This is a genomic window from Hymenobacter wooponensis, from assembly GCF_004745865.1.
GTDB lineage: Bacteria > Bacteroidota > Bacteroidia > Cytophagales > Hymenobacteraceae > Hymenobacter > Hymenobacter wooponensis.
The window spans coordinates 713,351-727,647 of record NZ_SRKZ01000004.1; the positions used below are offsets into that span (position 1 = coordinate 713,351).

Annotated in this window: 11 protein-coding genes; all 11 read left to right on the plus strand. The window is 59.5% G+C overall.

Translation table 11 applies throughout. The annotated features are described in order from the left end of the window. Positions 1 to 157: 157 nt before the first annotated feature. The 11 genes from ilvD to EU557_RS16715 all read left to right on the plus strand — a co-directional run bounded on the left by ilvD (position 158) and on the right by EU557_RS16715 (position 14,222). Positions 158 to 1,882: a dihydroxy-acid dehydratase gene (gene ilvD / locus EU557_RS16665; protein WP_135531587.1), complete on the plus strand. Its 1,725-nt coding sequence runs from the start codon at positions 158 to 160 to the stop codon at positions 1,880 to 1,882. Beyond that, complete coding sequence (ilvB, locus tag EU557_RS16670) at positions 1,839 to 3,602, plus strand: biosynthetic-type acetolactate synthase large subunit (protein WP_135531588.1); 1,764 nt, start codon at positions 1,839 to 1,841, stop codon at positions 3,600 to 3,602. Before ilvD ends, ilvB begins: the two co-directional genes overlap by 44 nt. A gap of 178 nt (positions 3,603 to 3,780) precedes the next feature. Then, complete coding sequence (gene ilvN, locus EU557_RS16675) at positions 3,781 to 4,386, plus strand: acetolactate synthase small subunit (RefSeq protein WP_135531589.1); 606 nt, start codon at positions 3,781 to 3,783, stop codon at positions 4,384 to 4,386. 167 nt (positions 4,387 to 4,553) lie between these two features. Further along, complete coding sequence (gene ilvC, locus EU557_RS16680; RefSeq protein ID WP_135531590.1) at positions 4,554 to 5,621, plus strand: ketol-acid reductoisomerase; 1,068 nt, start codon at positions 4,554 to 4,556, stop codon at positions 5,619 to 5,621. A gap of 145 nt (positions 5,622 to 5,766) precedes the next feature. Further along, complete coding sequence (ilvA, locus tag EU557_RS16685) at positions 5,767 to 7,038, plus strand: threonine ammonia-lyase IlvA (protein WP_135531591.1); 1,272 nt, start codon at positions 5,767 to 5,769, stop codon at positions 7,036 to 7,038. 431 nt (positions 7,039 to 7,469) lie between these two features. Next, on the plus strand, positions 7,470 to 8,636 hold the full coding sequence (locus EU557_RS16690; protein WP_135531592.1) for a 2-isopropylmalate synthase: 1,167 nt from the start codon (positions 7,470 to 7,472) through the stop codon (positions 8,634 to 8,636). Between the two features lie 85 nt (positions 8,637 to 8,721). Next, entirely contained in the window at positions 8,722 to 10,116 is a 1,395-nt protein-coding gene (gene leuC / locus EU557_RS16695; protein ID WP_135531593.1) for a 3-isopropylmalate dehydratase large subunit, read from the plus strand. Positions 10,117 to 10,272: 156 nt separating this feature from the next. After that, a complete protein-coding gene (gene leuD / locus EU557_RS16700) occupies positions 10,273 to 10,872 on the plus strand; it encodes a 3-isopropylmalate dehydratase small subunit (protein WP_135531594.1) in 600 nt (199 codons plus the stop codon). Next, positions 10,860 to 11,984, plus strand: coding sequence for a 3-isopropylmalate dehydrogenase (gene leuB / locus EU557_RS16705; protein WP_135531595.1), 1,125 nt, complete (start codon positions 10,860 to 10,862; stop codon positions 11,982 to 11,984). Before leuD ends, leuB begins: the two co-directional genes overlap by 13 nt. Positions 11,985 to 12,209: 225 nt before the next feature. Next, a complete protein-coding gene (locus EU557_RS16710; RefSeq protein ID WP_135531596.1) occupies positions 12,210 to 13,160 on the plus strand; it encodes an alpha/beta fold hydrolase in 951 nt (316 codons plus the stop codon). A 9-nt stretch (positions 13,161 to 13,169) separates the two neighbouring features. Further along, a complete protein-coding gene (locus tag EU557_RS16715; RefSeq protein ID WP_135531597.1) occupies positions 13,170 to 14,222 on the plus strand; it encodes a sensor histidine kinase in 1,053 nt (350 codons plus the stop codon). The last annotated feature ends 75 nt before the right edge of the window (positions 14,223 to 14,297 follow it).

Here is a 14,297-nt window from a genome sequence, read left to right on the forward strand (position 1 = left end):
CCCTCTGGCTAACTCAACTGGTCTAGACCTCTGCAACGAAGCGGTAGAGATGCTTCGGCTCCGCTCAGCATGACAAATACCATTGCCACGTCAGCACGCGAGATGTCTCGACTAGCTCGACATGACGGTCTTCTCTCAAAATAACAGCCTCCACCCAATGGCCCTGAATAAATACAGCCGCATCTACACCCAGGACGACAGCCTGCCGGCGTCCCAAGCCATGCTTATTGGCTCGGGGCTTTCGGATGCTGATTTGCACAAGCCGTTTGTGGGCATCTGCTCCACAGGCTTCGAGGGCAACACCTGCAACATGCACCTCAACGGCCTGGCCGACCAGGTGAAGGCAGGCGTGCAGGAGCAGGGGCTGGTGGGGCTGCGGTTTAACACCATTGGGGTGTCGGATGGCATTACGAACGGCACAGCAGGCATGCGCTATTCCCTGGTTTCCAGGGAAATCATTGCGGACTCCATTGAGGCCATGACTGGGGCGCACAACTACGATGCCCTGGCCTGCGTGATGGGCTGCGACAAGAACATGCCGGGGGCTCTCATTGCCATGGCGCGCCTGAACCGGCCTTCGCTGATGGTGTACGGGGGCACAATTAAGGGCGGCACATTTAAGGGACAGCAGCTCAATATTGTATCGTGCTTTGAGGCCTACGGTAAGAAGCTGCAGGGGCAGATATCGGACGAGGATTACAAGGGCATCATCCACAATGCCTGCCCGGGCCCTGGCGCCTGCGGCGGCATGTACACGGCGAATACCATGGCGGCGGCCATCGAAACGCTGGGCATGAGCGTCCCGTTTTCCTCGTCCTCCCCTGCGGTTAGCCAGGAGAAGCAACAGGAGTGCCTCACGGCCGGTGCCTACCTGCGCCGCCTGCTAGAACTCGACCTCAAGCCCCGCGACATTCTTGTGCGCGAAGCCTTTGAAAATGCCTTGGTGATGACCACCGTGCTCGGCGGCTCCACCAACGCGGTGCTCCACCTGATTGCCATTGCCCACGCTGCCGGCGTGCCGCTGACCATGGAGGACTTTCAGGCGGTAAGCAACCGCACGCCGGTTTTGGCTGATTTGAAGCCTAGCGGCAAGTACCTGATGGAGGACCTATCGGCCTTGGGCGGCGTGCCGGCCGTAATGAAAACCCTGCTAAACCTAGGCCTGCTCCACGGCGACCTACTGACAGTAACCGGCAAAACTCTCGCCGAAAACCTCGCCGACGTGCAGCCCCTGGGCGCCGAGCAGGATTTGCTCCGCCCCTTGGATAACCCCATCAAAGCCGACGGCCACATTCAGATTCTGTATGGCAATCTGGCTTCAAGAGGTGCTGTGGCCAAAATCACGGGGAAGGAAGGCCTGCGGTTCGAGGGCCCGGCCATTGTATTTAACTCCGAAGAAGAGCTGAACGAAGGCATTTCGCAAGGCAAGATTCAGCCCGGCCAAGTCGTCGTGATTCGTTACGTTGGGCCCAAGGGCGGGCCTGGCATGCCGGAAATGCTCAAGCCTACCTCGGCCATTATTGGGGCTGGGTTGGGTGATAAAGTGGCCCTGATTACCGATGGCCGCTTTTCGGGCGGCACCCACGGCTTCGTGATTGGGCACGTGTGCCCGGAGGCCTACGACGGCGGCACCATTGCGCTGGTGGAAGACGACGACTGGATTGTGCTGGACGCCAGCACCAACACCATGGAAGTGCAGGTAGAAGACGCCTTGCTGGAGCTACGCCGCCAGCAGTGGAAGCGGCCCCGGCCCAACGTGCAACAAGGCGTGCTGCTGAAGTATATCCGCACGGTCAGCGACGCGAGCCGCGGCTGTATCACCGATTACCAGGAAGACCATGTACTTGAACCCACAACCCCAGCCCGCGCCAACCTCGCCTGAAACGGCCGTAGCCACGGCGGAGCCCGCTACCCGCACGTTGTCGGGAGCGGAGGCCACGCTGCACGCCCTGCTGGCGGAGGGCGTGGATACCGTGTTCGGCTACCCCGGCGGCGCTATCATCCCGATTTATGATGCGCTCTACGATTTTAAGGAGCAGCTCAACCACGTGTTGGTGCGCCACGAGCAGGGCGGCATTCACGCGGCCCAGGGCTACGCGCGGTCGTCGGGAAAGGTGGGGGTAGTATTTGCGACCAGCGGACCCGGCGCCACCAACCTCGTGACTGGCCTAGCCGATGCCCTGATTGACAGCACGCCGCTGGTGTGCATTACGGGCCAGGTGTTTGCGCACTTGCTAGGTACGGATGCCTTCCAAGAAACCGACATCATCAACATCACCACGCCCATTACCAAGTGGAACCACCAGGTAACGGACGCCAGTGAAATTCCGGAGGCGCTGGCCAAGGCCTTCTACATCGCGCGCAGTGGCCGGCCCGGCCCGGTGCTAATCGACATCACCAAAAACGCCCAGATGCAGAAGGCCGATTTCGCGCCGTATCAGCCCTGCACCCACATCCGCAGCTACCGCCCTAGGCCACTCGTGCGCCAAGAGTACGTGGCGCAGGCGGCCGCCCTCATTAACCAGGCCAAGCGACCATTGGTGCTGTGGGGCCAGGGCGTGTTGCTGGGAAAGGCGGAGCAGGAGTTCAAGGAGTTCATTGAGAAAAGCGGGATTCCGGCCGCTTGGACTATCCTCGGGGCCGGCGCCCTGCCCACCGGCCACCCCCTCAACGTGGGTATGCTGGGCATGCACGGCAACTACGGCCCCAACGTGCTGACCAATGAGTGCGACGTGCTCATTGCCATCGGCATGCGCTTCGACGACCGGGTTACGGGTCGCCTGGATAAGTACGCCCGCCAGGCCCAGGTGATTCACCTCGACATCGACCCCACGGAAATCGACAAAAACGTGAAGGCCACGGTGCCGGTGTGGGGCGACTGCAAGGAAACCCTGCCCCTGCTTACGGGGCTAGTGGAAGCCCGCACGTACCCCGAGTGGCGCCAACGCTTCCAGGACCACGACGCAGAGGAAATTGCGGCCGTCATCCAGGACGAACTCTTCCCGACCTCCGACGAGCTGACCATGGGCGAGGTAATTCAGCAGTTGAACGAGCTGACCCAAGGCGAGGCCATCATTGTAACCGACGTAGGCCAGCACCAGATGGTGGCCTGCCGCTACGCCAAGCTCAATCAAACCCGCAGCAATATCACCAGCGGTGGCCTAGGCACCATGGGCTTCGCTCTGCCTGCTGCCATTGGGGCCAAGTACGGAGCTCCAGAGCGCACGGTAGTAGCCGTCATCGGCGACGGGGGCATTCAGATGACGATTCAGGAGCTGGGCACCATCATGCAGACGGGCGTGAACGTGAAAATCCTGCTCCTCAACAACCAGTTTCTGGGTATGGTGCGCCAGTGGCAGGAGATGTTCCACGACCGGCGCTACTCCTTCGTGGATATTGCCAGCCCCGACTATGTGACCGTGGCCAGCGGCTACAGCATTGCCGGACGCCGCGTGGACAGCCGCCCCGACCTACAAGCCGCCCTCCGCGAGATGCTGGAGCACCCTGGCTCATTTCTGCTGGAGGTGATGGTGACCCGCGAGAACAACATCTTCCCCATGGTGCCCCAAGGCTGCGGGGTTGGGGAAATTCGCTTGAAGTAAAGTCAGGATACAAGGAACGTCATGTCGAGCGCAGTCGAGACATCTCGCTCGAATCGTTGGAATAGTCCGGCAACATCCGCACGCGAGATGTCTCGATTGCGCTCGACATGACCGGTGGCGAAAGTGGTAGAGCCGCTTCTGCAAACTCACCATTTCACTACCTCACAATTTCACCATCATGCACCAGCAATCCATCGACCGGCGGGAGTACAACATCACGGCCTACACCGAGAATCAGGTGGGGCTGCTGAACCGTATTGCCATCATCTTCTCCCGGCGCAAAATCAACATCGAGAGCCTCAACACCTCCCCTTCGGAGGTCGAAGGAATCCACCGCTTCAACATTGTGGTGGTGGAAACCGAGGAGGTAGTGCGCAAGATTGCCCGCCAGATTGAGAAGCAAGTGGAAATACTCAAGGTGTACTTCAACCCCAATGAGGACGTCATTTGGCAGGAAATGGCCCTCTACAAAGTGCCGACCGACGTCATTGCCGAGCGGGCCCTGGTGGAGCGGCTGCTGCGGGAGCACGGGGCACGCGCCGTGGTAATCCGCAAGGACTATACGGTGTTCGAAACCACCGGCCACCGCGAAGAAACCGACAAGCTCCTGACGGTGCTCCAGCCCTACGGTCTCATTGAGTTCGTGCGCTCAGCCCGCATTGCCATCATCAAAAACAGCCAGGGCTTTCACCATCAGCTCCGCGAGTTCGAGCGCACCGAGCCCAGCCACGAGGTCAGCGAAAACGACTACCTCAATAGCCGCGACAAGGTGTTCACGATGTGACCCCACCCCCGGCCCCTCCCCTCCGGGAGAGGGGTGCGTTCTGGAAAACTCATTGGCCAATAGCCCCCTCTTCTTCGTCTGGCACTCCTCTCCCGGAGGGGAGGGGCCGGGGGTGGGGTCATCCACACAAAACGACATTTTCATCTTCCAACCCAATACCCAACATCATGGCAACCATCAACTTTGGCGGCGTAGAAGAGCACGTAGTAACCCGCGACGAATTTCCCCTGGAGAAAGCCCGCACTATTCTGAAAGACGAAACCATTGCCGTGATTGGCTACGGGGTGCAGGGCCCCGGCCAAGCCCTAAACCTGCGCGACAACGGCTTCAACGTCATCATCGGGCAGCGCCGCGACTCCGCTTCCTGGAGCAAGGCTGAAGCGGATGGCTGGGTAGAAGGCGAAACCCTATTCGACATTGAAGAAGCCGCCGAGCGCGGCACCATCATCGCCAACCTACTCTCCGACGCCGGCCAAATTGCGGTGTGGCCTACGCTGAAAGCCAAGCTGACGGCTGGCAAAACCCTGTACTTCTCGCACGGCTTTGGCATCACGTTTAACGACCAAACCGGCATCATTCCGCCCGCGGATGTGGACGTAGTACTGGTGGCCCCCAAGGGTAGCGGCACCAGCCTGCGCCGCCTGTTTGTGGCCGGTGGCGGATTGAACTCGTCGTTTGCCGTGTTCCAGGATGCGACCGGACAGGCCTACGAGAAGGCTGTTGCCCTCGGCATTGGGGTAGGCTCGGGCTACTTGTTCGAAACCGACTTCAAGCGCGAAGTGTACTCCGACCTCACCGGTGAGCGGGGTGTGCTGATGGGCGCGTTGGCTGGCATCATCGAGGCCCAATACCAAGTGCTGCGCCAGCGGGGCCACTCCCCTTCCGAGGCCTTCAACGAAACCGTGGAAGAGCTCACCCAGAGCCTCGTGCCACTAGTAGGCGAAAACGGCATGGACTGGATGTTCAGCAACTGCTCCGTAACCGCTCAGCGCGGCGCACTCGACTGGAAAGGCCGTTTCCGCGACGCTACTCTGCCCGTCCTCAACGAGCTCTACGACAGCGTAGCCTCCGGCCAGGAAGCCGCCCGCACCATCCAGCGCGGCTCTACCCCCGGCTACCGCCAAGAGTTGGAAGCGGAACTGAAGGAAGTACGCGACTCGGAGCTGTGGCAGACCGGCGCCACGGTGCGCGAACTACGCTCCAAAGCCACTGAAAAAGTAGAGGAGCTAAGCTAACAGCTCCTCAGGCCATCAAGAACGTCATGTCGAGTGCAGTCGAGACATCTCGCGTGCTGACGTTGGACTGCTACTCCAACGGTTCGAGCGAGATGTCTCGACCAGCTCGACATGACGTTTCTCTTTTGTTGCTCACAACACCCCTATGGAACAAGACACTCTAACCTCTGCCCCCACGGTGCGGCTGGAAAACGTGGAACAGGCGGCGCGCACGCTGGACGGCGTTATCTACAAAACGCTGCTGCAGCACAACCTAGGCCTATCGGAGGCCTACGGGGCGCAGGTGTACCTGAAGCGCGAGGACCTGCAAGTGGTGCGTTCCTATAAAATCCGGGGTGCGTATAACAAGATTGCTGGCCTCAGCCGGGAGCAGGTTGCGCAGGATGTAGTGTGCGCCAGCGCCGGTAACCACGCGCAGGGAGTGGCCTACGCCTGCCAGTTACTAGGCATCCGAGGCCATATTTTCATGCCCGCCCAAACGCCCGCTCAGAAGGTAAATAAGGTGCGCTTGTTCGGGAAAGACCAAGTAGAAGTCGTCCTGACCGGGGCCACCTTCGATGACACCTATAAAGCTGCGAAAGACTTCTGCGACCAACGCGGCAGCACCTTCGTGCACCCCTTTGATGACCTGGCCATTGTAGAAGGTCAGGCCACCGTAGGCCTGGAGATTCTACGCGATGCCCCGGCCTCCATTGACTATTGCTTTATGCCCATTGGGGGCGGGGGTCTGGCCTCGGGTGTGAGCAGCGTATTTCGGCAGTTGAGCCCGCACACGAAGCTAATTGGGGTGCAGCCGTCGGGGGCACCATCCATGCAGCGCGCCATGCAGACTGGCCTACGACAACCCCTGGAGCATATTGAGAGCTTCGTGGATGGCGCCGCTGTAAAGTGCCCCGGCGAACTGACGTTTGAGTTGTGCCGGGAGTTGCTAGATGAGGTGGCCCTAGTACCGGAAGGCCAGGTGTGCGAGGACCTGCTGAAGATGTATAACGAGGAAGGCATTGTGCTGGAGCCGGCAGGCACGCTCAGCATTTCGGCCCTGCACCAGTACGCCGACCAGATCCGGGGTAAAACGGTGGTGTGCGTGCTCAGCGGCTCCAACAACGACATCACCCGCATGGAGGACATCAAGGAACGCGCCATGCGCCACCAGGGCCGCAAGCACTACTTCCTGGTCACCTTCAACCAGAAGCCCGGTGCCCTCCGCCGCTTCGTGAACCACGTCCTAAGCGAGGGCGACGACATCATCCAGTTCCAGTACATCAAGAAGAATAACAAGGAAAAAGGCCCCGTCTTCATCGGTCTGGAAGTCCAGCGCCCCCACGATATCGAAGGCATCCAACTCCGCATGGCCGCCGAAGGCTTCGGCTACGAATACCTCAATGGCAAGCAGGATTTCCTGAGTTTGCTGGTGTAGGGCAGGTTGTCAGTCTCCCCTCCTCAGCTGAGGAGGGGCTGGGGGTAGTTGACTTGGCCTAGAACAATTACAGCAAAACAGTCCACTAGTCCGTCATGCTGAGCTTGTCGAAGCATCTCTACTGCTTCGTTGAGTCGGTCCTAGGCCAGTAATTAGCCAGAGGTAGAGATGCTTCGACAAGCTCAGCATGACGATCTTGATTAACAACGATTATCAACCACCCCCTGCCCCTCCTCATATGAGGAGGGGAGCACCGTTCTTTACAGTGTTGGCGATCGTATTTACCTCAATCATAACTATTTGTTTGTCAACACTATAAAATTATAAAAGCCACTTTTTGAAATAGTAGGCGTGCCGAGAAACCGTTTTCAAACGCACGCTTAGGCCATGTACTTGCGGGCAGCAAATTTCGCTGACTGAACCCTAGAGACATGGCAACTCAGAAAATCCACATCTTCGACACGACCCTGCGCGACGGGGAACAGGTGCCGGGCTGCAAGCTGAACCGGGACGAGAAACTGCTGATTGCCCGACAGCTAGAGCTACTCGGCGTCGACGTGATTGAGGCGGGTTTTCCGGTGTCGAGCCCCGGCGACTTTGCAGCAGTAGCAGCCATTGCGGCCCAGACGCGCTACGCTACGGTCTGCGGCCTTTCAAGGGCGGTGGAAAATGATATTATCACAGCCGCTGAGGCTCTAAAATCAGCTAAATACCCGCGTATTCACACCGGTATTGGTACCTCCGATTCGCACATCAAGTTCAAGCTGTGTACTACTCCGGAGAAAGTGCTGGAGCGAGCGGTGGCGGCTGTGAAGCTGGCCAAATCCTTTGTGGAAGACGTGGAGTTTTACGCTGAAGACGCAGGGCGTACGGATAACGAGTTTCTGGCCCGAGTCTGCGAGGCCGCCATTCGCGCCGGTGCTACCGTACTGAACATTCCCGATACTACCGGCTACTGCCTCCCCAGCGAGTACGGCGCCAAGATCAAGTACTTGGTGGATAATGTTCGGGGCATTGAGCACGTGCGCCTTTCCACCCATTGCCACAACGATTTGGGCATGGCCACGGCCAACTCTATTGCCGGCGTGCTCAACGGTGCTCAGCAGGTGGAATGCACCATCAACGGCGTCGGCGAGCGGGCTGGTAACACGGCGTTGGAGGAAGCCGTGATGGTACTCCGCCAGCATCCTTACCTCAACTTTGAGACTGGCATCAACACGAAACTGCTCGCCGAAACCTCCGCCATGGTGTCGCACCTCATGTCGATGCCGGTGCAGCCCAACAAGGCCATTGTGGGCGCCAACGCATTTTCGCACTCCAGCGGAATCCACCAGGACGGCGTTATCAAGCACCGCGAAACCTACGAAATCATCGACCCACGCGAAGTGGGCATGCCCGATTCGGCCATTGTGCTGACGGCCCGCTCTGGCCGCGCGGCCCTGGCCTACCGCCTCCAGAAAATCGGCTACGACTTCGACCGCACCGCCCTCAACAAAGCCTACGCCTCCTTCCTCGTGCTGGCCGACCGCCAAAAGGAAGTGGTAGACGAGGACTTGCACGTGATGGTGGAGCAGGAGCAGCTCATTACCGTCAGCTAAGTACGCCTCTCGAAAGACCGTCATGCGAAGCATAGCCTCCGCCTGACGGTCTACTTTATTCTAACCCCGCCCCCACCCCTCTCTCATGGCTAAGACCTTATTTGATAAAATTTGGGACGCGCACGTGGTGCGCGAAGTAGCCGGCGGCCTCACGGTGTTTTACATCGACCGCCATCTAATTCACGAAGTAACCAGCCCCCAGGCGTTTGACGAGCTAACGGCCCGCGGCCTCACGCTGCGCCGCCCAGAACAGATAGTAGCTACCGCCGACCACAACGTGCCCACGCGCCACCAGGACCAACCGATTCAGGACCCGCTATCCCGCTCCCAGGTAGATAAGCTCACGGAAAACTGCGCCAAGTTTGGCGTGGAACTGTATGGCCTAGGCCACCAATACCAGGGCATTGTGCACGTAATTGGGCCGGAACTGGGCATTACGCAGCCCGGCCTGACCATGGTGTGCGGCGACAGTCATACTTCCACGCACGGCGCGTTCGGCACTATTGCTTTCGGCATTGGCACCAGCCAGGTGACGCAGGTAATGGCCTCGCAGTGCCTATTGCTGGACAAGCCCAAGCGCATGCGTATTACCCTGGATGGCGACCTGCGGCCTGGCGTAACGGCCAAGGATTTGATTCTGTACGTGATTTTCCAGTTGGGCACCGGCGGCGCCACCGGCTACTTCGTGGAGTACGCGGGTAGCGCCATTCGGGGCCTGAGCATGGAAGGCCGCATGACGGTCTGCAACATGAGCATTGAAATGGGCGCCCGCGGCGGCCTCATTGCTCCTGATGCTACCACCTTCGACTACCTGAAAGGTCGCCGGTTTGCGCCCCAGGGCGAAAATTGGGACCGAGCCGTGGCCTACTGGCAGACCCTGTACTCGGACGAAGATGCCGTGTTTGATGCCAAGTTGCAGTTCGATGCCTCGGCCATTCAGCCCATGATTACCTACGGCACCAACCCGGGCATGGGCATTCCGCTCTCGGCCAGCATTCCGGTGCTCAACGGGGGTAGCGAGGCTACTAGCTTCGATAAGTCGTTGCGTTACATGGGTTTCCAGCCGGGTGAGTCGCTGCTGGGCAAGGAGATCAACTACGTGTTCATCGGGAGTTGCACCAACTCGCGCATTGAAGATTTGCGCACGGTAGCGGCCTACGTGCGGGGCAAGCAGAAGGCGGCCCACGTGGAGGCCATCATCGTGCCTGGCTCCAAGCAAGTGGAGCAGCAAGCCATTGCCGAAGGCCTTGACAAGGTGCTGGCCGAAGCTGGCTTTGAGCTGCGCGAACCCGGCTGCAGCGCCTGCCTGGCCATGAATGATGACAAGATTCCGGCCGGCGCCTACTGCGTCTCCACTTCCAACCGCAACTTCGAAGGCCGCCAGGGCCCCGGCGCCCGCACCCTGCTTGCCAGCCCGCTGGTAGCCGCTATTACGGCAGTAGAAGGCCGCTTGGTAGATATTACGCAGTATTTGAACTAGCATAAGAAGAGCCAAAAAAGGACGTCATGCTGAGCTTGTCGAAGCATCTCTACCGCTTCGTTGAGTTGTCGCTAGGCCAGTTAGATAGCCAGAGGTAGAGATGCTTCGACAAGCTCAGCATGACGTTATCAGCTAAATAATCTCCATTCCCACCCCATGGAAAAATTCCAAACACTGCGTTCTGGCGTGGTGCCGCTTCCGATAGAAAATGTGGATACGGACCAAATTATTCCGGCGCGCTTTCTGAAGGCGACGACCCGTGAAGGATTTGGCGCCAACCTCTTTGCCGACTGGCGCTATACTTCTGACGGGCAGCCTAAGCCCGATTTTGTGCTGAACGATGCCCGCTACCTAGGCCACCAGATTCTGCTGGCCGGTAAGAACTTCGGGTGCGGATCCAGCCGGGAACACGCGGCCTGGGCTTTGTATGACGCAGGTTTTCGGGTGGTTATCAGCAGCTACTTCGCCGATATTTTCCGGGGCAATGCACTCAACACCGGCCTACTGCCCCTGCAGGTTTCTGACGAGGTATTGCAGGGCCTATTTGAGGTAGTAGCCCAAGACCCGCAGGCCGCTTTGACGGTGGATTTGCAGGCGCAAACCCTGACAGTACCCGGCTGGGCAGAGGTGATTCACTTCGAGCTGGACCCTTACAAAAAAGAGTGCCTGATCAACGGGTACGACGACATCGATTTTCTCATTAGCCAGGAGGCGGCCATCACGGCTTTTGAACAGCAACGGTCATGGGTATTCTAAGCAAACGCATTGTAGTGTTGCCGGGCGACGGCATTGGTCCGGAGGTGTGTAGCGAGGCCGTGCGCGTGTTGCGGGCCGTGTCCAGCCGCTTCGGGCACGAGTTCGAGTTTGATTACCAACTCATGGGAGCCTGCGCCATTGACGCCACCGGCTCGCCCCTACCCGACGCTACCCTCGAAGCCTGCCGCCGCGCCGATGCCGTGCTGCTCGGCGCCATCGGTGACCCCAAGTACGACAACGACCCCACGGCCAAAGTGCGCCCCGAGCAGGGGTTGCTAGGCCTGCGCAAGGCCCTAGGCCTGTACGCCAACATCCGCCCCATCACGGCCTACGACCAGCTGTTGGAGCATTCCCCACTGAAAGCCGAGCGCATTCAGGGTACCGATATTCTGATTTTCCGGGAGCTGACCGGCGGCATCTACTTCGGCGAGAAAGGTCGCAGCGAGGACCGCACCTGGGCCTACGACCACTGCACTTACTCGCGCGACGAAATCCTACGCATCGCGCACCGGGCCTTCAAGGCCGCCGAAACGCGCCGCCACCAGTTCACGCTGGTAGACAAAGCCAACGTGCTGGAAACTTCCCGCCTGTGGCGCGAAACCGTGCAAAGCATTGCGCCTGAGTACCCCAGCGTGGCCCTTGACTATCTGTTCGTTGACAACGCAGCCATGCAGATCATCCTTAACCCGAAGCAGTTCGACGTTATTCTCACCGAGAACATGTTCGGCGACATCATTTCGGATGAGGCCTCGGTCATTGCTGGCTCCCTAGGCCTGTTGCCGTCGGCGTCGGTGGGTGATGGGGCGGCGCTGTTTGAGCCCATCCACGGCTCCTACCCCCAGGCCAAGGGCAAAGGCATTGCCAACCCCATTGCCACTATCCTCTCGGCCGCCCTGCTCCTTGACCACTTCAACCTGCAGGAGGAGGCCGATTGCGTGCGCGACGCCGTGCAGCACGCCCTCGACCAGGGCGTAGTAACGCCGGAGCTAAACCCAGCCACGCTCTATAGCACTGAGCAAGTGGGCAATTTTATTGCCTACAGCGTGCTCGACATTGCCGATTGTGAGGTGCACCGCAACAACATCAAGCTCGGTATGAGCACGATTATCTAAAACGACCCAGGGGTGGGTTTGTAAAGTCCGGGTGTCAGGCAGGGGTGTCTGATGCTCGGGCTTTTTTTGTGAGTCGGGGGTGGGGTTCCCGGCGTTTGAATCACCACGCGCTTCCCACGCTTCACCCCCGTACATGTCCCGGTTCGCCCTGATTTCTCTAGGGCCGGCAGCCTTCATTTCGGATGTTTGAACCAGTTATCTGCCGTTATAAACTTCCCTCCCACTATGATCAGCTTCCGCCTCCGTCTGCACTTCCTACTTCTCGCCTGCTTTCTGCTGCTGACTGGCCTAGGCCAGTCGTGGGCCCAAACGAAAGCCGCCCCGCTCCGCAACGGTGCTACCACCTTCCTCACTTCTGATTCGGTGCAGTTGTTTGTGCAGGTAGCGGGCAAGGGCACGCCGTGCGTGTTTGTGCATGGCGGGCCGGGTGCGGGCAGCTACTCGTTTGAGAAGCTAGGTGGCAACCGACTGGAAGATCAGCTGCGCATGGTGTACCTCGACCAGCGCGGTAGCGGCCGCTCCGCCAGCTCCAGGCGCAAAGACTACTCTATGGCCCGCATGGTGCAGGACCTGGAGGAGCTGCGGCAGCACCTGGGCCTGCAGAAGTGGGTGGTGGTGGCGCACTCCTTTGGCGGCACCATTGCCACGGCCTACGCTGCCAAATACCCCGAACGCGTGCAGGGCTTGGTGCTGGTGAATAGCGTGCTAAACCCCTCGGCTTCGCTGGAAGCCATGCTGCAATATGGCACTTCCCTACTGCCTGCCGCCGAGCAGCCGAACCCCAACATTCCTATGATGCAGCGCTTTGGCATGGTGATGGGTGCCCTGCAGCAGAAGAAACTGGCCTACCAGCTTCAATATTCGGCTGACTCGCTAGCTACCCGTGCCAGCCGGGCCGTGCGCGCCGTAACGGCCAACCAGGATTTCGCCACTCAAGTGTTCAGCGGCCGCCTGCCCGACTATGGCCAGGACTACCTACCCTTTACTGCCCGGCTCACCATGTCCGCCCTCATCATTGTAGGCCAGGACGACCGCACCACGGGCACCACGCCACAGTCGTTTCAATTCCCGAAGCAACAGGTTGTAACGCTGCCCGGCAAGCATTATTCCTTTCTGGAGCAGCCCGCCCAGTTTCGGCAGACGGTGGTTAGCTTCGTGCAGAAACTTCCCCGCTAGCTTCTTTGCATGCCTGTAGCATCTGAGCGCCCCGCGCCTATACGCCTCAACGACCGGTGGTTCCTGCTTATCGGCATTCCGGTGCTGTCGTTGCTGGTGATGTTACCGCGGGGCATCCTGCACGTCCCCTCTTTTCCGGTATTTCTGATCAACTGGGGCGTTTCCCTGCTTTTCACCTGCTCCTTCTGGTTTACGGGTCGGGCTTTGTGGATTGCCCTGTTCCGCCGCCTCCCGCACGTTGATCAAACCGTTCGCCGCCTGTGGCTGCTGGCGATCCTTAACACCGCCATCACGGCCGTTGTTACGCTGACCTTGGATAGTATCGTGGGGTGGCTGCAAAACGCCCGGCTTGACTGGCCTACGTTTTGGTTTGAGTTCGGGCTGAACATGGTCCCGACGGTGGTGGTGCAGCTGATATATGAAAGCTCGAACTTCTTCCGGCAGTGGGCCGAGAATGTGCGCCGGGCCGAGCAGCTCCAAAGTGCCGGGGTGCAAAGTCAGCTCGAAGCCCTGCAGAGCCAACTCGATCCGCACTTCCTCTTCAACTCCCTCAATACTCTCTCGGCCATCATTGAGCCCGAGAACGAGCCGGCCCAGCAGTTCGTGGAGCAGCTCTCCGATGTGTACCGCTACGTGCTGCTGGCCCGCGAGCGAACCACCGTGCCACTCAGCGAGGAACTAGCCTTTGTAGATACCTATTTGGCCCTGCATAAAGTCCGTTTCCGCGACAACCTGCGCGTAACTCAGCACGTTCCACCCGAAGCCCTAGGCCTGTTGGTTGCGCCGCTCAGCATTCAACTGCTGGTAGAAAACGCCCTGAAGCACAACGTGGCCTCGCGGGAACACCCGCTGGAGCTGCGCCTTACTGCCAACCTGGCGACGGGCTGCTTTGTGGTGGAGAATACCTTGCGCCCGCGCACCTCTGGCCTAGCGCCAGGTACCGGCACTGGCCTACGCAACGTGCGCCACCGCTACGAACTGCTGCAAGCGCCTAGGCCAGTAGTAGTCAGCACCGATGAGGGCTGGTTTAGGGTGTGTCTGCCGCTATTGACAGTGGCCTAGAGCGATTCTATCATAACCGCTAAGCAGCTGAATTATCAAATCGGCACTGCGCATGGACCCGGCCCAGCCTATCTC